Here is a 23604-nt window from a genome sequence, read left to right on the forward strand (position 1 = left end):
GTTTCGCGTCAGGACACCAGGACGCCGTCGCCGAGCCAGTCATCCCCACAGGCGCCCACGCAGGCGCCACCCAGGAGTTCTATGAAGCCGTTCATCCAGCGTTCGATCGCCACCGGCCTGTTGCTGCTGGCCGCGGGCGCCGCCCTCGCCCAGGGCTACCCGACCAAGCCCGTCAGCCTGATGGTTCCGTACCCCGCCGGCGGACCGTCCGATGCGGCGGCGCGCATCTTCACCGTGCCGCTCGGCAAGGAACTCGGGCAGCAGGTGGTCGTGGAAAACCTCGGCGGCGTCGCCGGCGCGCTGGCGGCCCAGAAGGTGCTCGCTGCGCCCGCCGACGGCTACTACATCTTCCAGGGCTCGCCCAATGAAGTGATCCTCTCCCCGCTCGCCAACGCCGCGGTCAAGCTCAAGGCCGAGGACTTCCGGCTCGTCCACCCGGTGACCGATGCGGTGATGGTCTTCGTCGCGCGCAAGGACCTTCCCGCCAACAACGTCGATGAACTCATCGCGCTCGCCCGCAAGTCCAAGGACAAGCCGCTGACCTACGGCAGCGTGGGCATCGGTTCGCTCTACCACCTGATCCTCGAGGACGTGCAGCACCGCACGGGCACGCAGATGATCCATGCGCCATACAAGGGCAACGCGCCGCTGCTGCAGGACATCGGCGGCGGCCAGGTGGACTTCGCCGTGCTGGTCTACAGCGCGGGCATGGGTGCCCTGGCCGAGCAAGGCCGGCTCAAGGTGATCGGCCAACTCGGCGCCCAGCGCTCCGAATTGCTCAAGAACGTGCCAACGGTCAGCGAAGGCAAGGAGCTGAAGGACTTCTCGTACAAGATCTGGAGCGGCTTCATGGTGCCGAAGAACACGCCGGAGGATGTTGTCCAGCGCCTGCACAAGGCCATCGGCGCGACGCTGCAGGAGCCCGGCGTGCGCTCGCAGCTGGCAGCCCAGACGCAGTTGGCTTCGCCTCCGATGACGCTGGCCGAATCCGCGAAGTTCTACGATGCCGAGATCGCGCGCTACCGCGCCATCGCCAAGTCCATCAACCTGCAGCCCCAGTAAGGAACACCATGACGACTGCGACCCTGCTCGACGCGCTGCACCAGCAAGCGGATGAATTCATCGGCCTGCGACGCGACATCCACCATCACCCCGAACTGGCATTCGACGAGCACCGCACCTCCGAACTGGTGGCCTCGAAGCTCAAGGCATGGGGCTACGAGGTCGAGCGCGGCCTCGGCGGCACCGGCGTGGTGGGCCGGCTCCGGCGCGGCGACGGCACGCGGCAGCTCGGCCTGCGTGCCGACATGGACGCCCTGCCGATCGACGAAGCCACCGGCCTGGCCTACGCCAGCAGCCACCAGGGTGTGATGCACGCCTGCGGCCACGATGGCCACACGGCCATGCTGCTCGCGGCAGCGCACCACCTGGCCCATCGCGGCCGCTTCTCCGGCACGCTGAACCTGATCTTCCAGCCGGCCGAGGAAGGCGGCGGCGGCGCGCTGCGGATGATGCAGGACGGCCTCTTCGACAAGTACCCCTGCGACGCGATCTTCGCGATGCACAACATGCCGGGCACGCCGCAAGGCCGGCTGGTGCTGCGCGAAGGCGCCGCGATGGCATCGTCCGACTACGCCACGGTCACGCTCACCGGCATCGGCGGCCACGGCGCTTTGCCGCACCGCACGGCCGACCCGGTCGTGGCGGCGGCGAGCATCGTGATGGCGCTGCAGACCATCGTGTCGCGCAACATCGACCCGCTGCAGATGGCGGTGGTCACCGTGGGCGCGCTGCATGCCGGCAAGGCCAACAACGTGATCCCGCAGACAGCGACGATGGAGCTGAGCGTTCGCGCGCTCGATCGCGAAGTCCGCGCCCTGCTGGAACAACGCATCAAGGCGCTGATCACCGCGCAGGCCGAGAGCTTCGGCGTCACTGCCACGATCGACTGGAAGCCCGGCTATGCGGTGCTGGTCAACACCCCCGAGGAGACGGCCTTCGCGCGCGAGGTGGCGCTCGAACTGGTCGGCGCCGATCGCGTCACGCTGCAAGGCCCGGCATTGTCCGGCAGCGAGGACTTCGCCTTCATGCTGGAGAAGGTGCCGGGCAGCTACCTGCTGATCGGCAACGGCGCCGGCGAGGGGGACGGCCACGGCGCATGCATGGTGCACAACCCGGGCTACGACTTCAACGACGCCAACGTCGCCATCGGCTCGGCCTACTGGGTGCTGCTGGCGGAGCGCTTCCTGGCCGGCTGAAAAAGGCCGGGCCGTTCGGCTGGTGGGAAGGCGCGGCGACATAGCGTGCGGGGTCGCTCATACTGCGTCCCCATGGTCCATCCGCTCCATCACCGCCCTCGTGCCCTGCTCATCGTCTCGGCCGTCCTGATCGCGCTGCTGGCCTTGTCGGGCCTGCACCCCTACGACCGCGTCACCTGGTGGATGGAGGTGGCCCCGGTGCTCATCGCATTGCCGCTGATGTGGGCGACCGGGCGGCGGTTTCCGCTCACGCCGCTGCTCTATGGGTTGATCTTCCTGCACTGCTGCGTGTTGATGCTGGGCGGCGCCTACAGCTATGCGCGCGTGCCGCTCGGCTTCTGGCTGCAGGACCTGATGCACCTGGGCCGCAATCCCTACGACAAGATCGGACACTTCATGCAGGGCTTCGTGCCGGCGCTGATCGCACGGGAAATCCTGCTGCGCGGGCAGTACGTGCGGGGCCGGAAGATGCTCGCCTTCGTCGTCGTCTGCATCGTGATGGCGATCAGCGCCAGCTACGAGCTCATCGAGTGGGCGGCCGCCCTGGCGATGGGCCAGGGTGCGGACGAGTTCCTCGGCACGCAGGGCGATCCGTGGGACACGCAGTCGGACATGTTCATGGCGCTTGTCGGGTCCGTAGCCGCGCTGCTGCTGTTGTCACGCGTGCACGACCGGCAACTTGCGTCGCTGCTGGCCCGCTCGCGGTCGTAGCGACCTTCCTTACAACAGCTCTTTCAGGCTGGCCCGCAACCGGCTGATGGCCTGGCTGTGCAACTGGCACACGCGGCTCTGGCTCACTTCCAGGATCGCGCCGATCTCGCGCAGGTTCAGTTCTTCCTCGTAGTACAGGTTCAGCAACAACTGGTCGCGCTCGGGCAGCGCCGAGATGGCATCCACCAGCTGGTGCCGAAAACCGCTTTCCAGCAGCTGCTCCAGCGGGTCATCGCTCCCGCGCTGTCCCTTGCGCGCTTCCTGCGCATGCATGTCGATGAAGGGGTTGTCCGACTCGCCCTTCGCGAAGTCTTCGACATACAGGAGCTGGCAGCCCTGGATTTCCTGCAGCAGCGATTGGTACGCCTCCAGGTCCATCTTCAGCTCCCTGGCGATCTCCCCTTCCGTGGGCGGCCGGCCGAGCCGGTGCTCGAGTGCCTGGATGGCCTTTTCGACGCCGCGCGCCGACTGGCGCAGGCCTCGCGAGCCCCAGTCGCTGGCACGCAGCTCGTCGAGCATGGCGCCGCGAATGCGCTGGCTGACGAAGGTCTCGAACTGCGCGCCCTTGTTGTCCTGGTAGCGGCTGGATGCATCGAGCAGGCCGATCATCCCGGCCTGGATCAGGTCGTCCAGCTCCACGCTGGCGGGCAGCTTGGCGATCATCTGGAGCGCGATGCGGCGCACCATCGGCTGGTGCTGCTCCAGCAGATGGGACTTTTCAATGGTTCCCTGCGCGGTGTACACGTTCAGTCCTTTTTTCCGTTGTTCGGTTCTGCGGGTCAGGCGGCGACTGCGCCCGACGCATACGCGGAGCGCGCAGGCGCCATGGCTGCGCGAAGCGCCTGCTCCGCGCTCTCGGTGTTTCTCGTGCGGCGCGGCGGCGCCGCGCGCCAGGGCCAGCGGCCCATGTCGCCGGCGATTCGCCGGAAATCCACGGCGGCCGGGCTGGCCGGAAAAGCCTCGACCACGGTCTCGCCGAGCCGCCGCGCGTCCGCCAGGTGCGGATCGGCGCGAACCCAGCCGGCCGGCTCCAAGGACACGGCGAGATAGCGGCTGCCGGTATTGGCGAGATTGGTCGTGACCTTCTGCGCCTCCTCGACACTGGAGACGCCGTTGACCAGGAAGCGCAATTGCTTCAATCCATGCGCGTAGTGCAGCCGCTTGATGCCCGCATAGGCGGATGTGATCGATGCGGCATTCGGCCGCAGCACGAGCACCAGTTCGTCCGCGAGTTGGGCCAGCGCCGACAGGCGGCCTTCGCTGTCGAACACCGCATCGACCAGGATCACGCCGCCGGGACACAGCAGGCGCGGATCGGCGTCCGCATGCCGCACGCCGGGCAGCGCCGGCAGCACGCCGACGCCGCAGCCTGCACGCGCCACTGCGCCTTCGCAGGTCAGGCGCCGGTCGGCCACGTCCGCCAGGCTGCCCAGCGGATCGACGCCCCACACGGCGCAGACCGAGTCCGCCGCCGGGCCATGCTCGTCGAGGAGCAGCACATCCTTCCCTTGATGCACCAGGGCCGCGCCCAGGTTCATCGCCGTGGTGGTCGCGCCGTCGCCGCGGCCGATGCCCGCGACGGCCACGATGCGCGTCGGCGTGTGCGACAGCAGGCGCCGCAATCCGTCGGCCTGATCTGCAACCAGCTTGCTCATATGGTGCGCCTCCTCAATCCTGCTGCTCCAGGGCCCTGGCTGGCTGCTGCGTCGGCGCCGTCGATTCGGTTCCCAACGCCTCCAGCAGCAGGAAGAGCTTGCTCACGCCCACGTACAAGGCATTGCCGGTGAGAGGCCGGCTGGAGCGCACAGGCCGCCCGGTCAACTGGTTGAGCAGCATGCGCGTGCGGTCGGCCCACTCGCCGTTGGCCTGCAGCAGGCGCCACACGGTGGTGGTCACCTGGCCGGCGATCAGCAGGCGCTTCATCATGTTCGGGTCGCCCAGCTCGCCCATGCCGCCCACGAGCTGCACGCCCTGGCGGATCAGGCGGAAGCACGGGTCCGCCTCGGCGGCCCATCCCTGCCACTGCGCCAGTTGCCGTGCCGTGACCTGCGTGCCGACGTTGGTCAGCAGATAGCCCTGCGCAAGAATCTTCTGGCTGCGCTCGTCCAGCACGCGCGTGACGACACAGCGCAACGCAGGCAGTGCGGCGTTGTCGGCACCGGCCCGCAGGATCACTTCGGCATGCGCCTCGGATTGGAGCGCCGGCTTGCCGCGGAACAGGACAGGATGCGTCTCGCCGAAATCGAAGTCCCTGCGCGCCAGCGCGCTCGATGCGCCGGTGTGCGGATCGACGACACCGGTCGAACCCGGCACGCGGGCCAGCCATTTCTGGCCTTGCGCCTGCCATTCGGCCATGAACTCGATGGCGGGCAGCCGTGGCAGAACGTGCACCAGCGCCTTGCCGAAATCCTGCTGACGCAGCCATTGCACTTGCCGCATGCCCGGCTTGCGACGCGCATCGCTGCCGCCGCGCGTCGCAGCGGTGGAAAGCCACTGGTTCGGCGCGGAGAGCGGCGAGCCGCTGCGGTCGGACAGCAGCAGACTGCTCTGGCATTCATACGCGTCGCCGCCCTCGTTGGAACGCAGGCCGACCTGCCCGCACAACGCGAGAACGTGCTGGTCGCAGCCGGCCGCGATCTCGCTGCGGGCATGCACCATCAGGTCCTGCAGCACCGCCTTGTGGCCGATGTCCTCCTCGCCCGCATGGCGCCAGAGGCGGCGTGCGCTTTCGAAGCCGATTTGCGCACCCGCGAGCGCTCCAGCCGCGGTCGCCAGTTCCTGCGCGTCATGCGCCATGGCGCGAATGAGGTTCTGGTACTGCACGCGGAGCCGCTCGGCCTCGGCCTGCGCCTGGACGACCTGCGCCGACGGCGCAGCACCTGCCGGCTCGTCCTGCATGTCGGCCTCTGCAGGCACGAACAGCGGGTTGTGACGGCGCGGCTGGAACACACTGTCCACCAGTTGCGCGCGATCGGCGGGCATCAGGTTCTCCGGCACCTTCTGGCCGCTGGAGATGTAGTGCACCGGCAGACGATGGCGGATCACGGTGTCGATCAGCGCGCCCGGATGCGTGGCCTCGTCGACCTTGGTGAAGATGCAGCCCGCGAGTTCGCTACCGCCCCCGCCGTGGCGGTAGGCATGCACCACTTCGTTGAGCGTGTCGCCATGGCTGGTCGCGTTGAGCAGCAGCAGGCGCTTGACCGGGCGATGGCTGGTGCACAGCATCGCGATCTGGTCGGAGACGGCGCGGTCGCGCTGGCTCATGCCCACCGTGTCGATGAGCACCATGTGCTTGTCGCGCAGATCCTGCAGCACCAGGTGCAGGTCGGCCGCATCCTTCACGGCGTAGACAGGCACGTCGAGAATCTGGCCATAGATGCGCAGCTGCTCATAGGCGCCGATCCGGTAGCTGTCGGTCGTCACCAGCGCGAGCTTGTCGGCGCCGAAGCGCATCACGCAGCGGGCCGCGAGCTTGGCGGTGGTTGTGGTCTTGCCGACGCCGGTCGGGCCCATCAGTGCGTACACGCCGCCTTGTGCGAGCAGTGCGTCTTCATCCTCATGCACCGGCACCGCGCGGATCAGCTCCGAGCGCGCGAAGGCCATGCCCTGCGCGTAGGTCTGCCCGGTCGGCAGCTTTTCCAGCAGCGCCTTGGACAGTTTCGCGCTGAAGCCGGCGCCGAGCAGCGTACGCAGCAGACGGCCGCGCACGGGGTCCTGGCGCTGCTTGTCGTTCCACACGAGGCTGGCGAGTTGCTCTTCGATCATTCCGCGCATCGAATGCAGTTCGTTCAGAACCGTGTCGGTGTGGGCTGCGGGTTCCTGTGCCGGTGCTGTCGCAACGGGCTTCGGTGGAACGACCGGGGCGATCTGTGCCACGGGTGCCACGGGTGCCACGGGTGCAGCGGATGCCACAGGCGCCACGGGCGCAATGTGTGCAACGGGTGCAGCGGGCGCCACCGGGGCCACCGGTACGACCGGTGTCGCGGGCACCGCAGCGGCAACGGCCATCACTGGCGCAATCGCTGCCACCGGCCGCGCTGGCACGACCGGCGTCATCGGCTCGGCGCTCCTGAGCGCCTGCGTCACATCCCCTTCGGCCATCGCCACGATCTCCACGCCATCGGCGAGAGCACGGTTGGTCAGCACGATGGCCTCGGCACCCAGGGCCTCGCGAACGAGGCGCAGGGCTTCGCGGCTGGTGGCCGCGACGAATTTGCGGGCCGTAGTCCGCACGTCTGTAGAAATGCTCAAACTCTTCCTCCGATGGTGGCGGTGATCTTGATGTTGCGAGAGTCAGGGATCTCCGCGTGGGAGAGCACCTTGAGTTGCGGCAGGCTGCGCCGCAGGAAGCGCGACAGCAGCACGCGCAACGCGTGCTGGACGACCAGCACGGGCGCGAGCCCCATCTGCTCCTGCCGCGCAATGGCGGCCTGCGTCTGGCGCAGCAGGCTGTCGGCGAGGCCCGGCTCGATGCCGCTGCTGTTGGTCATGGCCTGCTGCAGCACGCTGTCGAGCGAGCCGTCGAGACCGATGACTTGGAGTTCGGCGTCGCCCGGGAAGAGCTGCTGCGTGATCGCGCGGCCCAGGGCCAGGCGCGTCAGCGTGGTCAGCTCCGTGGCGTCCTTGATGGTCGGCGCGTGCTCGGCCATCACATCGAGGATGGTCCGCATGTCGCGGATCGACACCTCTTCGTCCAGCAGGTTCTGCAGCACCTTGTGCAGCGTGCTGAGCGACACGATCTTCGGCACCAGATCCTCGGTCAGCTTCGGCGCGGTCTTGGCGATCTGGTCGAGCAGCTGCTGAACTTCCTGGCGGCCGAGCAGTTCGGCGGCGTGCGTCTGGATCAGGTGGTTCAGGTGCGTCGCCATCACCGTGCAGGCATCGACCACCGTGTAGCCATAGATCTGCGCCTGCTGGCGCATGTTGCTGTCGATCCAGACGGCGGGAAGGCCGAATGCCGGGTCCTTCGTCGGCGTGCCGGGCAAGGTGCCGGACACCTGGCCGGGGTTGATCGCCATCCACTGGTTCGGAAACGCCTCCCCACGGCCGATCTCCACGCCCTTCAGGCTGATGACGTAGGTGTTCGGCTTGATCTCGAGGTTGTCGCGGATGTGCACCACCGGCACCAGGAAGCCGATGTCCTGCGCGATCTTCTTGCGGATGCTCTTGATGCGGCCCAGCAGTTCGCCCTGCTGCGACTGGTCCACCAGCGGGATCAGGCGGTAACCCACTTCCATGCCCAGCGGGTCGACCAGCGCGATGTCGTCCCAAGTGGCCTCGGCCGTCTCGGTGGCCGGCGTCGCGGCGGCTTGCGCGGCGGCCGCCTGCGCTGCTGCGGCCTGTTGCGGCTTGCGGCGGAGCAGCCCGCGGCCCAGCCATGCGAGGCCGCCCGCGATCAGCAGGAAGGCCAGGTTCGGCATGCCCGGGATCATGCCCATCAGGCCGATGATGCCGGCCGTCAGGAACAGCACCTGCGGGTTGGAGAACAGCTGGCCCGTCAGCTGGCTGCCGACGTCTTCGTCGGTCGTCACGCGCGAGACGATCACGCCGGCTGCCGTCGAGATCACCAGCGCCGGGATCTGCGCGACCAGGCCGTCGCCGATGGCGAGCAGTGTGTAGGTCTTGCCCGCCGTCGAGAAGTCCAGCCCGTGCTGCACCACGCCGACCACCAGGCCACCGATGATGTTGATGACCATGATCAGCAGGCCCGCGACCGCGTCGCCGCGCACGAACTTGCTGGCACCGTCCATGGAGCCGTAGAAGTCGGCCTCCTGCGCGACCTCTGTGCGGCGCTTGCGCGCAACGTCCTCGCCGATCAGCCCTGCGTTCAGGTCGGCGTCGATCGCCATCTGCTTGCCGGGCATCGCGTCGAGCATGAAGCGCGCGCCGACTTCGGCGATGCGCCCCGCGCCCTTGGTGATCACCATGAAATTGATGAGCACGAGGATGATGAACACCATCACGCCGACCGCGAAATTGCCGCCGACGAGAAAGTGCCCGAAGGCCTCGATCACCTTGCCCGCGGCATCCGGCCCGGTGTGGCCGTGCATCAGCACCACGCGCGTGGAAGCCACGTTGAGCGACAGGCGCAGCAAGGTGGAGAACAGCAGCACCGCGGGGAAGGCGGCGAAGTCCAGCGCCTTCATCGTGTACATGCTCACCAGCAGCACCATCACCGACATCGCGATGTTGAAGGTGAACAGCAGATCCAGCAGGAAGGGCGGCAGCGGCAGCACCATCATGCTCAGGATCATGATGATGAGGATCGGCCCCGCCAGTCCCTTGAACTGGTTTCCGGAGAACATTTGCGTCGGCAGACGCATCAGGCTTGCAAGGGAGTTCATGCGGGCGTCAGGGAGTATTCGAGCGCTTCGGGAATGGGCAGGTCCTTCGGCGTGCGCGGCTCATCGCCGCCTTCGTCCTTCCAGCGCTTGAGCTGGTAGACCCACGCGAGCACTTCGGCCACTGCGGTGTAGAGGCCCGACGGAATTTCGTCGCCGAGCCGGGTGTGCTTGTAGAGCGCACGCGTGAGCGGCGGCGCTTCGAGAATCGCGACCTGGTTGGCTTCGGCGATCTCGCGAATGCGCTGCGCCACCAGGTCGGTGCCCTTGGCGATCACGCGCGGCGCGCGCATGTCGCTGTCGACGTACTTGAGCGCCACCGCGAAGTGGGTGGGGTTCGTCACCACGATGTCGGCCTTCGGAACCTCGGCCATCATCCGGCGCTTGGCCATCGCCTGCTGCTGGCGGCGGATCTGCGCCTTGATGTGCGGATCGCCTTCGCTTTCCTTGTGCTCTTGGCGCACGTCCTCGCGCGACATGCGCAGCTTCTTGTAGTAGGTCCACAGTTGCCAGGGCACGTCGACTAGGGCCACCAGCACCAGAGTTGCCGCGATCAGCGCGCAGTCGCGGCCGATGAGCATGATGGTCTGCGGCAGCGCGGCGCTCACGGGCAGCGCCATCAGCTGCATGATGCTTTCGAGGTTGTTCGAAATGACGAGGTAGGCCACGCCGCCGATGAGTGCGGACTTGGCCAGCGCCTTGATCAGTTCGGCCAGCGATTGCGTCGAGAACATGCGGGCGATGCCCGCGAAAGGCTCGAGCTTGCCGAACTTGGGCGAGACGGCCTTGCCCGAGAACAGCCAGCCGCCGAGCATCAGCGGCGCGACCACTGCGGCCACGACCATCATCGCGAAGAACGGTGCGATGGCCATGAGCGTCTGCAGTGCCAGATAGCCGGTATGGACCATCATCTGCGACGGCTCGAAGACCGCGGCACGTTCGAAGTGCAGTCCGCGCCGCATTGCGGCACTCATCGTGCTGCCGAGGGACTCGGCCGTGAACCACAAGCCGCCGATGGCGGTGCCCAGCATGACCAGCGTGGTCAGCTCGCGCGAGCGGGCTACGTTGCCTTCTTCGCGCGCCTTTTCCAGGCGTCGCTCGGAGGCGGGTTCCGTTTTTTCGAGATCGCTTTCCTCAGCCATTCATGCTCCAGGAGCATCGGCGAAGGATGCCTGCTCATGACTGATTATTGGATTCGGAGGGCCGGAACAATCGGCCGATCAAGAGCGATATCGCCCTCCTTCTCACCCAATAGGAGCGACTCGGCCTCCTAGAAACCCAGGCTGGCCAGCAGGTCGTCGACCTGCGATTGATCCGTCACGGCCTCGGGGTTGCCCGGGACGATCTGAGGACCGTTCATGAGGTTGTTGCTGCTGATTTCCTGGCGCTTCTCGGCCGGCGAGTTGTCGATCAGCACCTGCAGCAGCTGCGTCTCGACCTCGTTGACCACTTCCATCATCTTCTTGATGACCTGGCCCGTCAGGTCCTGGAAATCCTGCGCCATGAGGATCTCCATCAACTGCGAGTTGATGGCGCCGGCCTTTTCCGGCACGTCCTTCAGGTAGCCGCGCGTGTCCATCACCAGTTCGCGCGCATGGTCCAGCTCGATGGGGTTGGCAAACCATTCGTCCCAGCGCCGGCTCAGGCCCTTGGCATCGGTCGCGAGGCCTTCCTGCAGCGGCTGCGCCACATCGATGGCATTGAGCGCGCGATGCGCGGCACGCTCGGTGGTTTCGGCGACGTAGTTCAGCCTGTCGCGCGCGCCGGGAATGGCCTGGGCGGCCTTCTCGACCTGTTTGTCCAGGCCCAGCTCGCGCATGCCTTCGCGCAATTGACGCGTCAGCTGCCCGATGCGGCCCAGCAACTGCTCGGCGGTATTCCCGTGTTCGGCCTCGGAGGAGTGTTGGCTCATGGCATGCCTTCTTACTTGTTCAGCTTTTCGAAGATCTTGGTGATCTTTTCTTCCAGCGTCGCGGCGGTGAAGGGCTTGACCACATAGCCGTTCGCGCCGGCTTGCGCCGCTGCGACGATGTTTTCCTTCTTGGCCTCGGCCGTCACCATCAGGACGGGCAGCTTGCTCAGCTCCGGATCGGCGCGGATGGTCTGCAGCATCGTCAGGCCGTCCATGTTGGGCATGTTCCAGTCCGAGACCACGAAGCCGAAGTTGCCGCCGCGCAGCTTCTCGATGCCGGCCGCGCCGTCCTCGGCCTCATCGACGTTGAGGAACTCGAGTTCCTTCAAAAGGTTGCGCACGATGCGGCGCATGGTCGGGAAGTCGTCCACAACCAAAATCTTGATGCTCTTGTCGATCACGATATCTCTCACTCCAAAACAGTTCGTTCAAACCCGATTCGTCCGCGCACCGAAAGTGCGCAGATGGGCCAGCACGCGCCGGCTCATCTCTCCCAACGGCGCCACCTCGTCGGCGGCGCCCAATGCAATCGCTTCCTTCGGCATACCGAAGACCACGCAGCTCGCCTCGTCCTGCGCCAGCGTGAAGGCACCCGCCTTCTTCATCCGCAGCAGACCCTCGGCGCCGTCCTTGCCCATGCCCGTGAGGATCATTCCGATGGCGTTCTTGCCGGCGTGCCTGGCGGCCGAATCGAACAGCACGTCGATCGACGGGCGATGCCGGTTCACCGGCGGCTCCTGGTCCAGGTGCGCGACGTAGTTGGCCCCGCTGCGGGCAAGCGACAGGTGGAACGCGCCGGGCGCGATGTAGGCATAGCCCGGGAGCACGCGTTCCCCGTGTTCCGCTTCCTTCACCGTGATGCGGCAGAGCCCGTCGAGCCGCTGAGCGAAGGACTTCGTGAAGCCCGCCGGCATGTGCTGCGCGATGAGCACTGCCGGGCTGTCCGGCGGCAAGGGCTGCAACACCTCGCGGATCGCTTCGGTGCCGCCCGTGGAGGCGCCGATGATGATCAGCTTCTCGGTGCTCAGCAGCGGGCTGCGCAGCAGCGCTTCCGGCGGCGCATCGGCCGACGACCTGGCCGCAGCACCGCTGCGTGAGGGCAGAAGCCGGGCTGCGGATGCCGTGCGGATCTTGCCGGTGATGAGTTCCGTGTAGTTCAGCAGGCCGTCGCGCACGCCGAGCCGCGGCTTGGTCACGAAGTCGATGGCGCCCAGCTCCAGCGCGCGCAGTGCGATCTCGGAGCCGCGCTCGGTCAGCGAGGACACCATCACCACCGGCATGGGCCGCAGCCGCATGAGCTTCTCGAGGAACTCGAGGCCGTCCATCCGCGGCATCTCGACGTCAAGCGTCAGCACGTCGGGGTTCGTGACCTTGATGAGGTCGCGAGCGACCAGCGGGTCCGCCGCCGTGCCCACCACCGTCATGTCGGGCTGGCTGTTGATGATTTCGGTCATCACGCTGCGTATCAACGCCGAATCGTCGACGCACAGCACCTTGATCTTGTTCGCGCTCACCAGCTTCCTTTGGTTTTGGCCGCGGGCGTGGCCTCGCCGACAGCGGTGTAGCCCACCTGGGGGCCGAAGGTTGCGCGCCGGGTGGTGAGCTTGCGCAGCAGTTCGCCCTCCTCGCGCTGAATCAGTTGCACGTCGGTCTGGCCGCGCAGCTTGCGCACCACCGCCTTGCCGCTCGCCGGGATGAAGCACACGCGGCGCGCATGCTGGCCGCGCAAGTCCTGCGCCGCGACGCTGATGCGCTCGGCGCTCAGGTAGCGCAGCACGAAGTCCGCATTGCGGTCGCCGATGTTGAGCGTGGTCATGTTGGCCAGCACCGCGGCACCGCCGAAGACCTTGGCCTGCAGCCGCTCGCGGCGCGCGCCGGAGCGGATCATTTCGCGGACGAGCACGTCCATCGCGTAGGCGCCGTAGCGCATCGACTCGGTCTGGTCCCGTGAAGTGGCTTCGCCATCCTCGGGCAGCATGAAATGGTTCATGCCCGCGACGCCGTTGTCGATGTCGACGATGCAGGCCGAGACGCACGAGCCCAGCACCGTGGTCAGCACCGTGTCGGTCGTGGTGACGTAGTACTCGGACGGCAGCAGCTTGACCGCCATGCTGCCCACATCGCGGTCGAAATAGTGATGGTTCGCAACCGATCCCGGCACCGCTGCGTTCATGCCGAACCCTTGACCGGGCTTCGCGCCAGCTCGTAGACGGTATGGCCCAGCGGCTTGAAGGTCTGGTTCACGAGCGAGGCGTTCTCGGAGTGGCCGGCGAACAGCAGTCCATTGGTCTTGAGCAGCGGCGCAAAGCGGTCCAGCACCTTCTTCTGCGTCGGCTTGTCGAAATAGATCATCACGTTGCGGCAGAAGATCGCGTCCACCGGTTCCTTCACCGACCACGAAGGATCGAGCAGGTTGAGCCGCGAGAACTTCACCATGGCCGCGACCTCGGGCCGGATGCGCACCTTGCCGGCATTGCAACCCGTGCCCTTGTTGAAGAAACGCCGCAGGCGATCGGCCGAAAGACGGCCGACCTGCTCGGCGGTGAACACACCCGCCGAGGCCTTGGCCAGCACTGCCGTGTCGATGTCGGTCGCGATGATCCTGGCGGAGCTCGCGCGATCGCCGAGCGCCTCGATCAGCGTGATCGCGATCGAATACGGCTCCTCGCCCGTCGATGCGGCCGCGCACCAGATGGTGACCGGCTGCTGCGCCTTGCGCACATGCTCGGCCAGCACCGGGAAGTGATGGGCCTCGCGGAAGAACGAGGTCAGGTTGGTCGTCAGCGAATTGATGAACGACTGCCATTCGTCGCCGTCCTGCCGCGACTCCAGCAGTTCGAGGTAGGTCGAGAACTCTGGCAGCCGCAGCTCGCGCAGGCGGCGCGAGAGCCGGCTGTAGACCATCTGCCGCTTCTGCTCGCCCAGGGCGATGCCCGCACGGCGATGGATGAGCGTCCGGATCTTCGAGAAATCGCTGTCGGTGAAGAGGAATTCGGAGTTCACGGCCAAGGTCGGTGCATGGCTTTCAATGTACATAGGGAGCCTCTTTTCCAATGGTTCGATCAACGGGACAAAAGGCTTGCATATCGGGACGCATGCTCAGTCGCCGGCCTCGACCGCGCTGACTTCCTGCGACCACACCATGGCCGAGAGATGCGCCGCATTCACCTGCTCGGCACTGACGAACAGCGCCTCCGCGAGACGCGCCGCCGGGTCGGCGCCCGTCTCGCAGGCCTCCACCAGCGCGAGGAACGGTGCGTAGACACCGCGCCGTTCCAGGATCGCCTGCTGCACCGACTCGGCGAGCTGCACCTTGGCGAGCACCTCCTGCATCGAGATGCCGAGCAGCTGATCGATGAGCGAGAACATGCCCACCACGAAAAGGTTGTCGGCCTCGCTGCGGGGCAGCATGCCGTGGCCCATCAGCTCGACGAAGCGGCCGCGCATGATGGCTTTCTTCATCATGAAAGGCGAACTCGCCTTGTTGCTCGTGGCGAGCAGCAGCGACAGCCAGCGGAACAGCGGCGAATAGCCGAGCATGGCCACCGCATGGCGCAGCGAGGTGATCTCGACCCCGGCACCGATGGCCGGGGAGTTGATGTGGCGCAGCAGGCGGTAGGTCAACGCGGCATCGCGCTTGAGAGCCGACTCGATGGAGCGCACGTCCTCGTTGCGCTGGATCATCTGCATGAGCCGCACGATCAGCATGGACTCGGGCTGCAGGATGTCGGCGCCCTTCTCGACAGGCGGCGGCGGATGGCCGCCATCGACAAACACATCCACGTAGCGCGCGGCGCAGGCCTCGAAATCCTCCCAACTGTCCATGCGCGTCGCGATCAGCTGCACGGGCGCCTGCTCGGGCCGCCGCTCGTCGCGAATGCTGGCGACCAGTTCCTTGTCGCCGCTGCCGACGTCGAAATGCGTGATGACCTCCAGCAGGGCCGGGTCCCGCGGGAGCGCCTGCGCATTGCACAGCATGAAGCCGAAGCCCTGCTCGCGGAGGAACATCAGCATCGAGCGCGTATCGGCATCCATCAGGTCGTCCAGGCCCATGCACAGCACGACGTTCTCCGGCGGCAGGGCCTGAAGCTCGCTCTGGAACAGCGCGTCGACCGTGACGTCGAGAAACAGCACGAGCCGCCCGAGCCGCCAACCCTTGCCGGTGTTGAGATGCTTGGACACGCAGGACAGCAGCGCCTTGAACTGCGCTGAAGTGTCCGGCGCCTCATGGCTGCCGGCGGCGACGCGCCAGGCCATCCTGTAGCCCCTGACGCGCTTCTGGGCGTCCAGCTGCAGGGCATAAGTCACGAAGCCGTTGGCGCCCTGGGGCGCCAGCGTCTCATCCGCCGGTGCCGGCGACGCCATCACCGGCTCGGCGCCCTCGGCCGGGACGGATTCGCCGGCTGATCCCTGGCGCTTGAAAAAGTCGAACCGCATTGCAAATGTCTCCGTCTGAAGCTGGTATCCATCACCCCGTCGCTGCAGGATGTACGGGGCATTGCTGGTGGAAAGCCTTTCAGGCCGCGATCGGTTCCATTCGCGATGCGCCGGCCAGGGCCGCGCTGCTCGCCGCCTGCGCGCGCTGGATGCGCGGCATGGCGCCGACGTCGATGATGAAAGCCACGCTGCCGTCGCCGAGGATCGTTGCAGCCGAGATGCCAGGCACCTTGCGGTAGTTGGTCTCCAGGTTCTTCACGACGACCTGGTGCTGGCCGAGCAGTTCGTCGACCAGCAGCGCGAAGCGCGCGTCGTCGGCCTGCACGATGACGAGGATGCCCTGCGTGGGGTTGACCTGCGCGCCCGACACGTCGAAGACGCGGTGCAGCTCGATCAGGGGCAGATACTCGCCGCGCACCTTGATGACATGCCCGTCGCTGGTGATCGAATGCAGGTGCTCCGGCAGCGGCTGCAGCGACTCGATCACGTAGCTCAGCGGCAGGATGTAGGCCTCATTGCCGACCTTGACGGACATGCCGTTGAGGATCGCCAGCGTCAGCGGCAGCACGATGCGCGTCGTGGTGCCATGGCCGCCGCGCGACTGGATCTCCACGTGGCCGCCCATCTCCTGGATGTTGCGCTTGACCACGTCCATGCCGACGCCGCGGCCGGAGATATCGGTGATCTGCTCCGCCGTCGAGAAGCCCGGCGCGAAGATGAGTTGCCACACCTCGTCGTCCGGCATCGACTCGCTGACGTTGAGGCCCTGCTGCATGGCCTTGGCGAGGATCTTCTCGCGGTTCAGCCCCGCGCCGTCGTCGCTCACCTCGATCACGATGTTGCCGCCGTGGTGCTGCGCCGACAGCAGCAGCTGGCCCGTCGCTTCCTTGCCCTTCGCGAGGCGGATGTCCGGCGTCTCGATGCCGTGGTCGAGGCTGTTGCGCACCAGGTGCGTCAGCGGGTCGACGATGCGCTCGATCAGGCCCTTGTCGAGTTCGGTCTCCTTGCCGAAGGTGTCCAGGCGCACCTGCTTGCCGAGCTTGGCGCTGACGTCGCGGATCACGCGGGGGAAGCGGCTGAAGACATAGTCCATCGGCATCATGCGGATGGACATCACCGATTCCTGCAGGTCGCGTGCGTTGCGCTCCAGGTGGCCGAGGCCGCTGAGGAAGCGCTCGTAGGCCACGGGGTCGAGCATGGTCGCCGCCTGCGTGAGCATGGATTGCGTGATGACGAGTTCCCCGACCAGGTTGATCAGCTGGTCGACCTTCTCGACGTCCACGCGGATCGAGCTGGACTCCTTCGCACCGGGCGCCGCGGCTGCGGCGGGCGATGCAGGAGAGGCTTGCGGCTTGCCCGCCGCTTCGACAGGGGCAGGCGCCGCGGGTGCCGGCACCGGCGCGGCCACTGCGGCCACTGCCTCAGCGGGCGCCGCGTCCGCGGATTCGCGCGTGATGTCGATCTGCGACTCGTCGATGACGAAGCAGCACACCGCGATGATCGCGTCGGGATCGCAGGTCGTCTCGAGCACCACGGTCAACTGGTCGTTGCTGCGCGTGCGCGAGAGGATCTTGCCGAGGTTGCCGAGTTCGTCGGCGAGCAGATCGCATTCGCTGTCCGACAGGCGCGAGAAGCGGATGCGCAAGGCACCCTGCCCGCCGGCCGCTGCGGCCACAGGCGCGGGCGCTGCGACCGTCACGGGAGCTGGCGCCGGTGCGGGCGCCGACGCGCCGTCGTCGTTCTCGAGCGCGAGTTGTTGAAGCACGGCGCAGATGTGCGCGACTCGTTCAGGCTCGGGTTCTTTGCCAGCCTGGTAGGCAGTGAGTTGTTCTTGCAAGGCGTCCTTCGTTTCCAAAAAGGCATCGATCATCGGACCGCTCAGGCTCAACTGGCCATGGCGCGCCCGGTCCAAAAGGGTCTCCAGCAGGTGGGTCGTTTCCGTCAGCGCGGTGAAGCCGAAAGTGGCCGCACCGCCCTTGATGGAATGGGCTGCACGAAAGATGGCGTTGAGCTGTTCGCTGTCCGGCGACTCGACATCGAGTTCGAGGAGCAATTGCTCCATCTGCGCCAGAAGCTCGATGGCTTCGACAAAGAATGCTTGGGAAAACTGACTGAGGTCCATCTTTGTAGGTCTCGGTATTACTGCGTCGGCGCCGATGGTTTGAATGACGTCAACTTCACGTTGTTGCCGTCCGGCGTTGAGGGTTGCGGTGCGCCGATCCGTGCGGCGGGGGTGGCGGCCGCGCCACTGTTCTCGCGCTCGATGCGCTCCTGCGTCTGGCGGTTGAGCAGGATGATGCTGATGCGGCGGTTGATCGGGTTGCGTGGATCGGCGTTGTCCAGGTGCATGCTGTCGGCCAGGCCGACGACGCGCAGCACCTTGCTTTCCGTCATGCCGCCCACGATCAGCTCGCGCCGCGATGCATTCGCGCGGTCGGCGGAGAGTTCCCAGTTGCCGTAGGCCTTGTCGCCGTTGGTGTAGACGTGTGCATCGGTGTGCCCCGACAGGGTGATCCGGTTGGGCAGGTCGTTGAGCGAGGGGCCCAGTTCGCGCAGGATCGCGCGCATGTGCGGCACGACCTTCGCGCTCGCGAGGTCGAACATGGGGCGCTTGTCGCTGTCGACGATCTGCAGGCGCAGGCCTTCGGTGGTGATGTCGATCAGGATCTGCGAGCGAAACTGCTTGAAGACCGGGCTGTTCTCGATGAGCGCATCGAGGCGCTTCTTCATGTCGGCGAGGCGAGCGGCATCCGCCATTTCCTCGCGCTCTGCTTCGGTCAGTTTCTCTTCGCCTTCGACCTGGATGGGATCGGGTCCGCCACCGGGGATCACGCTGGAACTCAGGCTGTTCTTGTCGCCGCCGTGCAGGGCGACCTTCAAGGGCATGCGGAAATGTTCGGCGATGCCTTCACGCTGCTTCGGCGTCGAGATGGACAGGAGCCACATCACGAGGAAGAACGCCATCATGGCCGTCATGAAGTCGGCGTAGGCGATCTTCCAGCCGCCGCCATGGTGCCCGCCGCCGCCCCCGGCGACGCGCTTGACGATGACGCGATGCTTCTCTGCGCTCATGCTGTCAACCCCGGCGCTCAGCGCGCCTTGACTTCCCGAACGTGGTCATCCAGTTCGGTGAAGGTGGGACGTTCGGTCGAGAAGAGCACCTTGCGGCCGAACTCCACGGCCAGTTGGGGCGCATAGCCGTTCAGGCTCGCGAGCAGCGTGACCTTGGCGCACTGGTAGACCTTCATCCCCTCTTCCACCTTCTGCTCGATCACGGTGGACAGCGGCGTCACGAAGCCGTAGGCCAGCAGCACGCCGAGGAAGGTGCCGACCATCGCGTGCGCAATCAGCGCACCCATTTCGGAAGGCGGCAGATTGGCCGAGCCCAGTGCGTGCACCACGCCCATCACCGCGGCCACGATGCCCAGCGCGGGCAATGCGTCGGCCACGCGCGCGAGGCTGTGCGACGGAATCTCGGCCTCGTGGCGGATGGTCTCGATCTCGTGGTCCATCAGCGCTTCGATCTCGAAGGCGTCGGTGTTGCCGCTGATGACCAGGCGCAGGTAATCGCAGAGGAACTCCATCACGCCGGCGTCGGCCATGATGGTCGGATAGCGGCCGAAGATCTCGCTTTCGCCCGGGCTCTCGACGTCGGACTCCAGCTTCATCATCCCCTCCTTGCGCGCCTTGGCCAGGAGTTCATACAGAAGCGCCAGCAGGTCCATGTAGAGCTGCCGGTTGTGCTTGGACGAGCGCAGCAGGAGCGGCAGTTCCTTGATCGTCGCCTTGATGGTCTTGCCGTTGTTCCCCGCGATGAAGGCGCCCAGCGCGGAGCCTCCGATCATCAGCAACTCGACCGGCTGGAACAGGACGCCGAAATGACCGCCCATGAGGCCATAGCCCCCGAACACGGCACCCACCACCACAAGATATCCAACCAGCACGAGCACGCGAGTCCCCTTTTTTTGCCCTCAGGCGTCAAATCAAAAAATTAGCGAATTGAGACAAACTGCCGTATTTCAGCGAATTACGTTGGCGCCCAGCGCGGAATGCGCGGCCAGGGCCGGAGGCTCGGCGACCAATGGGGCCTTGGCCGCTTCGTCGCCGCGTTTCGGCGCGCGCACCTTGCCCGCCCGGGAAGGCGGGCGGCACAGCACGCAGACATAGCCGTGCTGGTGATCGTGCGCATGGGCGACAAAATGTCCTCCGCAGCGGCTGCAGGTGCTCAGTTGCAGCATGTCGCTGTCAAAAAACCGGACCATCGTGTAAGCGCGCGTGAAATCCAGCACGATTTCGCCCCCGTGGGCCGTGATCTGTTCCGAATAGAGCCGGTAAGCCTTGATCAGCGCCTGCAATTCAGGCTCGTTCGCCTCGCGCAGCATGAACCGGTACAGGTTGTAGAACATCGACGAATGGATGTTGGCCAGCCATGTCATGTACCAGTCGGTTGAAAACGGCAGCAGACCCTTGGGCGGCGAGACGCCTTTCAATTCCTTGTAGAGGCGAATCAGCCGCTCCCGGCTCAGCCCGACTTCCGCTTCCAGGAATTGCAGCCGGGCGCCGAGTTCGATCAATTCGACGGCGAGTTGGACCTGCCGGACCTCGCCGAGTACGCTCTTCACAGTCATGCCACGGCTTCCGCTTCACGGGTCTGACGCGCCGCCATCAGGATCGACATGTGCGCCTGCTGCAGCGCGGTGTCCTTGCCTTCGCCGAAGACCGCGAACATCGGGTGGTCCTCGAGGCGGAAGCTGCACAGCAGGAAGTTGGACGTGGCCAGCTTGACGATCTGCGTCAGGGACATGTTGGCCAGCAGATCGGCCAGCTCGCGCCCGACGCCGAGGCGGTACATGGCCGCGGCGCGGTCCTGCTTCGCCAGCTTCTGCGCGAGCAGCATGTAGGCCAGGTTGATGTCGCCGATCTCTTTCGAGACGTCGCCATGACCGCCTACATCACCATTGTTTTCGATTTCCACTTTGAACCCCAATCTATATATGTGCAGTTCACACACATGAAACACTTGAAAGTCGTCTTGGCGAATTGACCAAGCCGTTCTGCTCGAATTCAATTCCCAAAGAATCCTGATTTACCGAGCAGCGGAGCAAGCAATCCGGCGATTAAATAGAATTGCTCCATTTGGAATTGCAACCCTCATCAATAATTCACCTGCCGCAAGCAGTTGATTGTCTTGACTGCAATCCATTCGGACAACCACCTGAATGTGGGGTCCGGATAATGGCTTGCCTTCTGACATCCCGCTGTTCTCCATTCAATCAAGACCGAAGTCTATACACAATTTTTAACAATTGTTGCAGAGCCGCATGAGCAGTCCCGCAAAGTGAGACTTATCTGACATCCCCTTGAAAGCGACCTACAAAGCAATCCTAATTAGTTACATCGAAATAGGCACCGCCGTTCAATTTGATGATTTAAAAAGTATTAAGAAAAAACTGAAACACAAAGCATTAATTTCCTGGCGCCTAACTCAATGAAGATTCATAGACAATGAAACCAAAGAGTTCATTCAAATCCCCAGGCGTGAAATTTTTCATGGATGGAGCCCCTCCGTCGCGGCGCGGCTCTCGAGCCCGTGAATCCAGGCCATGACCTCGGCTACCGCGCGGTACAGCTGGGGCGGGATCTGCTGGTCGAGATCGACCTGCATCAGCAGCTTGACCAGATCCGCCGAGGCGTGGACGTAGAGCCCGTTCTGCCTGGCCTCGCGCATGATCGACTCGGCCACGACGCCGTAGCCCTTGGCCACGACCACCGGCGCCCGGTCCTTGTCGGCATGCGACAGCGCCACCGCGCTCTGCCGATCGTCCATGGGCGCCGCGCTCACGACGTGTGCTCCGCCGGCGCCTTCGGCGCCACTTGCAGGTCCTGCATGCGAAAGCCCGCGGCCTCCAGGCGCTTGACCAGCGCGTCGCCATCCGCGCGCAATGCCGCCACCGTGCCGGGCTCGCCGGCCGCCAGCCTGGCCTGCAGTCCGGAGCCAGCGAGGCTCAGCCGCATCACCACCTCGCCAAGCCGAGGGAGGCTCATCGAGACCGTGGTCGACCAGCGCCGCGGGCTGTCCTCGACCGAGCCTTCGTCCAGCGAGTCGGCGGCTTCCTTTTCGATCGTCCAGTTCATCGCGACGCCGGGCCAGGCCTCGCCGCTCCAGCGGAAGACCGCCGTCGCCAGCAGGTCGAGTTGCTGGTGCACGAGCGCGATGGCTTGTGGATGGACCACTTCGGCGGGTTGCGCGGGAGTCGCCGCACCAGATGCAACGGCGGCCGCCGCGTGGCGAACGGCGATGGTTTCTTCGGCCCGCTGCGCCGACGGGTGCGCGGCGGCCGGCGTCGGCGCTTCGCCCCAACGGTACGCCGCCTGCACACGGGCGGCATCGGGAGGCAAGTCCGCCTCCGTGCCGGCCGGCGCCGCGCCTGGCGATGACGCGGGATCATTTGTGTTCGGGCCGGACTGCGCGCCGCGCGTGCCGGCCGGCGTGTTCGCCATCGGTGGTGCCGCATCCTGCTGACCATCGGCCGCCACCGCCGCAGCGGCTGGCGCAGCCATTGCGGGTGATGCGTCCTTCGTTGCGTTCGGCTGCGAGACTTCGGCCGATGCGGCAGCGACCGCCATCGCCTGCTGTGCAAGCGGCGTAGCCCAGCGCGCCTGCGGCTCGTGCGCCAGTTGCGCCAGCGTGCGCGTGCCAGTCGCGAACTCGGCCAGGTGCGACTCATAGAAGAGGCCGCTGTCGGACACTGTCTGCGCCAGTGCGCCCGCCAGCGTCGCCGCCGGGGCCGGCCGGGACGACGGCCACGCAGGCGAAGCGCCGCGCACCGGGCCTGCATCGCCATGAAGATCCGACAGCACCGCGCTGATGACACGCGCCGCCACCGACAGGTCGGCCTCGGAGGGCTGGCGCACGCCCGCAGCGGGCGGCGCATCCGAAGGGCCGACAGGGATCAGCCGATCGAGCGCGGCATTGGACAGCAGGCGAACGTCGTTCTCGACCTTCTGCACCTGCAACACCGGTCCGGGCGCACCGACCTCGGTCTCGCCCTTGATGGCGAGCACGTCCAGCCGCGGCGAAATCTTCGCAGCCAGCAGGTTGTCGATCAATCCGGAGAGTCCAATCATGGCGAATCCGTGCGCTTCAGTGCGGCGGGCCGTAGGCACGGCCGAGGCTGCGCTGCTGGCTCAGGTGCGACATGCGCGCGATCAACTGCTCGATCTGCGGCTTGACCAGGCCGCACACCTCGTCCTGGTCGGCGCGGATGCGCTCGATCAGGCGACGTGTCTCTTCGAACTGCGCCGGGTCCAGCGCCTCGATGGGCTGAAGCACCTTCAGCCGGTCGACCAATGCCGAGCATTGGACTTCGAGTTCCGGAAGCTGCCCCCATTCCTTGGCACGGGCCAGTTCGGCCATGAGCGCGACGCGCGAGGCCAGCTGACCGTAGCAATGCACGACTTCGCTTCGGGTTGCCATGTTGTTTCTTCAGGTTGTCTTGTTCAATGCGCGCGCGTCAGACGCGCGCTGCGCCGGCGTCGATCTCGCGCCAGGCCGAAGCGATGTTGTCGAGAAGGCCATCGGCTTCGTCGAGCGCCTGCGCGTCATTGCGCAGGTTGGCGTACAGAAGTCGCTGGATGATGTAGTCGTAGAGCGCGGTCAGGTTGCCCACGAGTTCCTCGCCGGCAGGGCCGGCCGCCTTGGCATCGAGGCCGGCCTTGAGGCCGTTGTCGACGATGTTCACTGCCCTCGAAATGGCGTTGCCCTTGCCTTCGATGTCGCGCTGCGCCATGTGATGGCGGGCCATCCCGATGGCCATGTGCGCGCCGTCGAACAGCATGCAGACGAGCTGGTGCGGCGTGGCGCTCATCACGCCCGACTCCACGCCGACGCGTGCGTAGGCACCGGCACCGGTCCTGAAGGTGTGGGGGGTGTACATCGTGGGCT

Annotated in this window: 23 protein-coding genes; 3 read left to right on the plus strand and 20 right to left on the minus strand. The window is 66.0% G+C overall.

All coding sequences use genetic code 11. From position 1 onward, the window contains the following. Positions 1 to 81 precede the first annotated feature (81 nt). From QTH90_RS09220 to QTH90_RS09230, 3 genes are all read left to right on the plus strand, one after another. Positions 82 to 1062 carry a tripartite tricarboxylate transporter substrate binding protein gene (locus QTH90_RS09220; RefSeq protein ID WP_286664155.1) on the plus strand — a complete coding sequence of 327 codons (981 nt, stop codon included), beginning with the start codon at positions 82 to 84 and terminating at the stop codon, positions 1060 to 1062. Positions 1063 to 1070: 8 nt separating this feature from the next. Next, positions 1071 to 2258, plus strand: a complete 1188-nt coding sequence (locus QTH90_RS09225) for a M20 aminoacylase family protein (RefSeq protein WP_286664156.1) — start codon at positions 1071 to 1073, stop codon at positions 2256 to 2258. Between the two features lie 72 nt (positions 2259 to 2330). Continuing rightward, positions 2331 to 2969 (plus strand): DUF2238 domain-containing protein, encoded by a 639-nt coding sequence (locus tag QTH90_RS09230; RefSeq protein ID WP_286664157.1) that lies wholly within the window; start codon positions 2331 to 2333, stop codon positions 2967 to 2969. Positions 2970 to 2978: 9 nt separating this feature from the next. On the opposite strand, the gene QTH90_RS09235 is transcribed toward QTH90_RS09230, so the two are convergent. The 20 genes from QTH90_RS09235 to fliS form a co-directional block, all read right to left on the minus strand. Continuing rightward, on the minus strand, positions 2979 to 3713 hold the full coding sequence (locus QTH90_RS09235) for an RNA polymerase sigma factor FliA (RefSeq protein ID WP_286664158.1): 735 nt from the start codon (positions 3711 to 3713) through the stop codon (positions 2979 to 2981). A gap of 35 nt (positions 3714 to 3748) precedes the next feature. Continuing rightward, positions 3749 to 4624, minus strand: a complete 876-nt coding sequence (locus tag QTH90_RS09240; RefSeq protein ID WP_286664159.1) for a MinD/ParA family ATP-binding protein — start codon at positions 4622 to 4624, stop codon at positions 3749 to 3751. Positions 4625 to 4637: 13 nt separating this feature from the next. After that, positions 4638 to 7220, minus strand: a complete 2583-nt coding sequence (flhF, locus tag QTH90_RS09245; protein WP_286664160.1) for a flagellar biosynthesis GTPase FlhF — start codon at positions 7218 to 7220, stop codon at positions 4638 to 4640. Next, entirely contained in the window at positions 7217 to 9313 is a 2097-nt protein-coding gene (flhA, locus tag QTH90_RS09250) for a flagellar biosynthesis protein FlhA (RefSeq protein ID WP_286664161.1), read from the minus strand. Before flhA ends, flhF begins: the two co-directional genes overlap by 4 nt. Beyond that, positions 9310 to 10452 (minus strand): flagellar biosynthesis protein FlhB, encoded by a 1143-nt coding sequence (gene flhB / locus QTH90_RS09255; protein ID WP_286664162.1) that lies wholly within the window; start codon positions 10450 to 10452, stop codon positions 9310 to 9312. The genes flhA and flhB overlap by 4 nt, the downstream gene beginning before the upstream one ends. A 128-nt stretch (positions 10453 to 10580) precedes the next feature. Further along, positions 10581 to 11222, minus strand: a complete 642-nt coding sequence (cheZ, locus tag QTH90_RS09260; RefSeq protein ID WP_286664163.1) for a protein phosphatase CheZ — start codon at positions 11220 to 11222, stop codon at positions 10581 to 10583. Positions 11223 to 11233: 11 nt separating this feature from the next. Continuing rightward, positions 11234 to 11620, minus strand: coding sequence for a chemotaxis response regulator CheY (gene cheY, locus QTH90_RS09265; protein ID WP_286664515.1), 387 nt, complete (start codon positions 11618 to 11620; stop codon positions 11234 to 11236). Between the two features lie 30 nt (positions 11621 to 11650). After that, positions 11651 to 12676 (minus strand): protein-glutamate methylesterase/protein-glutamine glutaminase, encoded by a 1026-nt coding sequence (locus tag QTH90_RS09270; protein ID WP_444814714.1) that lies wholly within the window; start codon positions 12674 to 12676, stop codon positions 11651 to 11653. A 56-nt stretch (positions 12677 to 12732) separates the two neighbouring features. Then, positions 12733 to 13395 carry a chemoreceptor glutamine deamidase CheD gene (gene cheD / locus QTH90_RS09275; protein WP_286664164.1) on the minus strand — a complete coding sequence of 221 codons (663 nt, stop codon included), beginning with the start codon at positions 13393 to 13395 and terminating at the stop codon, positions 12733 to 12735. After that, positions 13392 to 14258 (minus strand): CheR family methyltransferase, encoded by an 867-nt coding sequence (locus QTH90_RS09280; RefSeq protein WP_286664165.1) that lies wholly within the window; start codon positions 14256 to 14258, stop codon positions 13392 to 13394. The genes cheD and QTH90_RS09280 overlap by 4 nt, the downstream gene beginning before the upstream one ends. A 63-nt stretch (positions 14259 to 14321) precedes the next feature. Continuing rightward, a complete protein-coding gene (locus tag QTH90_RS09285) occupies positions 14322 to 15659 on the minus strand; it encodes an EAL and HDOD domain-containing protein (protein WP_286664166.1) in 1338 nt (445 codons plus the stop codon). Positions 15660 to 15738: 79 nt separating this feature from the next. Next, positions 15739 to 17781 carry a chemotaxis protein CheA gene (cheA, locus tag QTH90_RS09290; protein ID WP_286664167.1) on the minus strand — a complete coding sequence of 681 codons (2043 nt, stop codon included), beginning with the start codon at positions 17779 to 17781 and terminating at the stop codon, positions 15739 to 15741. A gap of 17 nt (positions 17782 to 17798) precedes the next feature. Beyond that, the gene (motB, locus tag QTH90_RS09295) at positions 17799 to 18731 is read right to left on the minus strand and encodes a flagellar motor protein MotB (RefSeq protein WP_286664168.1); all 933 of its coding nucleotides are present in this window, start codon (positions 18729 to 18731) and stop codon (positions 17799 to 17801) included. Positions 18732 to 18748: 17 nt separating this feature from the next. Then, positions 18749 to 19609, minus strand: a complete 861-nt coding sequence (gene motA / locus QTH90_RS09300; RefSeq protein ID WP_286664169.1) for a flagellar motor stator protein MotA — start codon at positions 19607 to 19609, stop codon at positions 18749 to 18751. A 69-nt stretch (positions 19610 to 19678) separates the two neighbouring features. After that, entirely contained in the window at positions 19679 to 20287 is a 609-nt protein-coding gene (gene flhC / locus QTH90_RS09305; protein ID WP_286664170.1) for a flagellar transcriptional regulator FlhC, read from the minus strand. Beyond that, positions 20284 to 20634 carry a flagellar transcriptional regulator FlhD gene (gene flhD / locus QTH90_RS09310; protein ID WP_286664171.1) on the minus strand — a complete coding sequence of 117 codons (351 nt, stop codon included), beginning with the start codon at positions 20632 to 20634 and terminating at the stop codon, positions 20284 to 20286. The genes flhC and flhD overlap by 4 nt, the downstream gene beginning before the upstream one ends. Positions 20635 to 21207: 573 nt before the next feature. Continuing rightward, positions 21208 to 21486, minus strand: a complete 279-nt coding sequence (locus QTH90_RS09315; protein WP_286664517.1) for an EscU/YscU/HrcU family type III secretion system export apparatus switch protein — start codon at positions 21484 to 21486, stop codon at positions 21208 to 21210. Positions 21487 to 21497: 11 nt separating this feature from the next. Then, the gene (gene fliK / locus QTH90_RS09320; RefSeq protein WP_286664172.1) at positions 21498 to 22787 is read right to left on the minus strand and encodes a flagellar hook-length control protein FliK; all 1290 of its coding nucleotides are present in this window, start codon (positions 22785 to 22787) and stop codon (positions 21498 to 21500) included. Between the two features lie 16 nt (positions 22788 to 22803). Beyond that, the gene (locus QTH90_RS09325; RefSeq protein ID WP_286664173.1) at positions 22804 to 23136 is read right to left on the minus strand and encodes a flagellar protein FliT; all 333 of its coding nucleotides are present in this window, start codon (positions 23134 to 23136) and stop codon (positions 22804 to 22806) included. 37 nt (positions 23137 to 23173) lie between these two features. Next, complete coding sequence (gene fliS / locus QTH90_RS09330) at positions 23174 to 23596, minus strand: flagellar export chaperone FliS (protein ID WP_286664174.1); 423 nt, start codon at positions 23594 to 23596, stop codon at positions 23174 to 23176. Positions 23597 to 23604 lie beyond the last annotated feature (8 nt).

It is taken from the genome of Variovorax flavidus (assembly GCF_030317145.1).
Classification (GTDB): Bacteria; Pseudomonadota; Gammaproteobacteria; order Burkholderiales; family Burkholderiaceae_C; genus Variovorax; species Variovorax flavidus.

Bases quoted from the DNA above. Each gene is read 5' to 3' on its own strand.
- QTH90_RS09220 (WP_286664155.1), top strand. From the start codon at position 82: ATGAAGCCGTTCATCCAGCGTTCGATCGCCACCGGCCTGTTGCTGCTG.
- QTH90_RS09225 (WP_286664156.1), top strand. From the start codon at position 1,071: ATGACGACTGCGACCCTGCTCGACGCGCTGCACCAGCAAGCGGATGAA.
- QTH90_RS09230 (WP_286664157.1), top strand. From the start codon at position 2,331: ATGGTCCATCCGCTCCATCACCGCCCTCGTGCCCTGCTCATCGTCTCG.
- QTH90_RS09240 (WP_286664159.1), bottom strand. From the start codon at position 4,624: ATGAGCAAGCTGGTTGCAGATCAGGCCGACGGATTGCGGCGCCTGCTG.
- flhA (WP_286664161.1), bottom strand. From the start codon at position 9,313: ATGAACTCCCTTGCAAGCCTGATGCGTCTGCCGACGCAAATGTTCTCC.
- flhB (WP_286664162.1), bottom strand. From the start codon at position 10,452: ATGGCTGAGGAAAGCGATCTCGAAAAAACGGAACCCGCCTCCGAGCGA.
- cheZ (WP_286664163.1), bottom strand. From the start codon at position 11,222: ATGAGCCAACACTCCTCCGAGGCCGAACACGGGAATACCGCCGAGCAG.
- QTH90_RS09270 (WP_444814714.1), bottom strand. From the start codon at position 12,676: ATGACCGAAATCATCAACAGCCAGCCCGACATGACGGTGGTGGGCACG.
- cheD (WP_286664164.1), bottom strand. From the start codon at position 13,395: ATGAACGCAGCGGTGCCGGGATCGGTTGCGAACCATCACTATTTCGAC.
- QTH90_RS09280 (WP_286664165.1), bottom strand. From the start codon at position 14,258: ATGTACATTGAAAGCCATGCACCGACCTTGGCCGTGAACTCCGAATTC.
- QTH90_RS09285 (WP_286664166.1), bottom strand. From the start codon at position 15,659: ATGCGGTTCGACTTTTTCAAGCGCCAGGGATCAGCCGGCGAATCCGTC.
- cheA (WP_286664167.1), bottom strand. From the start codon at position 17,781: ATGGACCTCAGTCAGTTTTCCCAAGCATTCTTTGTCGAAGCCATCGAG.
- motB (WP_286664168.1), bottom strand. From the start codon at position 18,731: ATGAGCGCAGAGAAGCATCGCGTCATCGTCAAGCGCGTCGCCGGGGGC.
- flhC (WP_286664170.1), bottom strand. From the start codon at position 20,287: ATGACTGTGAAGAGCGTACTCGGCGAGGTCCGGCAGGTCCAACTCGCC.
- QTH90_RS09315 (WP_286664517.1), bottom strand. From the start codon at position 21,486: ATGGACGATCGGCAGAGCGCGGTGGCGCTGTCGCATGCCGACAAGGAC.
- fliK (WP_286664172.1), bottom strand. From the start codon at position 22,787: ATGATTGGACTCTCCGGATTGATCGACAACCTGCTGGCTGCGAAGATT.
- QTH90_RS09325 (WP_286664173.1), bottom strand. From the start codon at position 23,136: ATGGCAACCCGAAGCGAAGTCGTGCATTGCTACGGTCAGCTGGCCTCG.
- fliS (WP_286664174.1), bottom strand. From the start codon at position 23,596: ATGTACACCCCCCACACCTTCAGGACCGGTGCCGGTGCCTACGCACGC.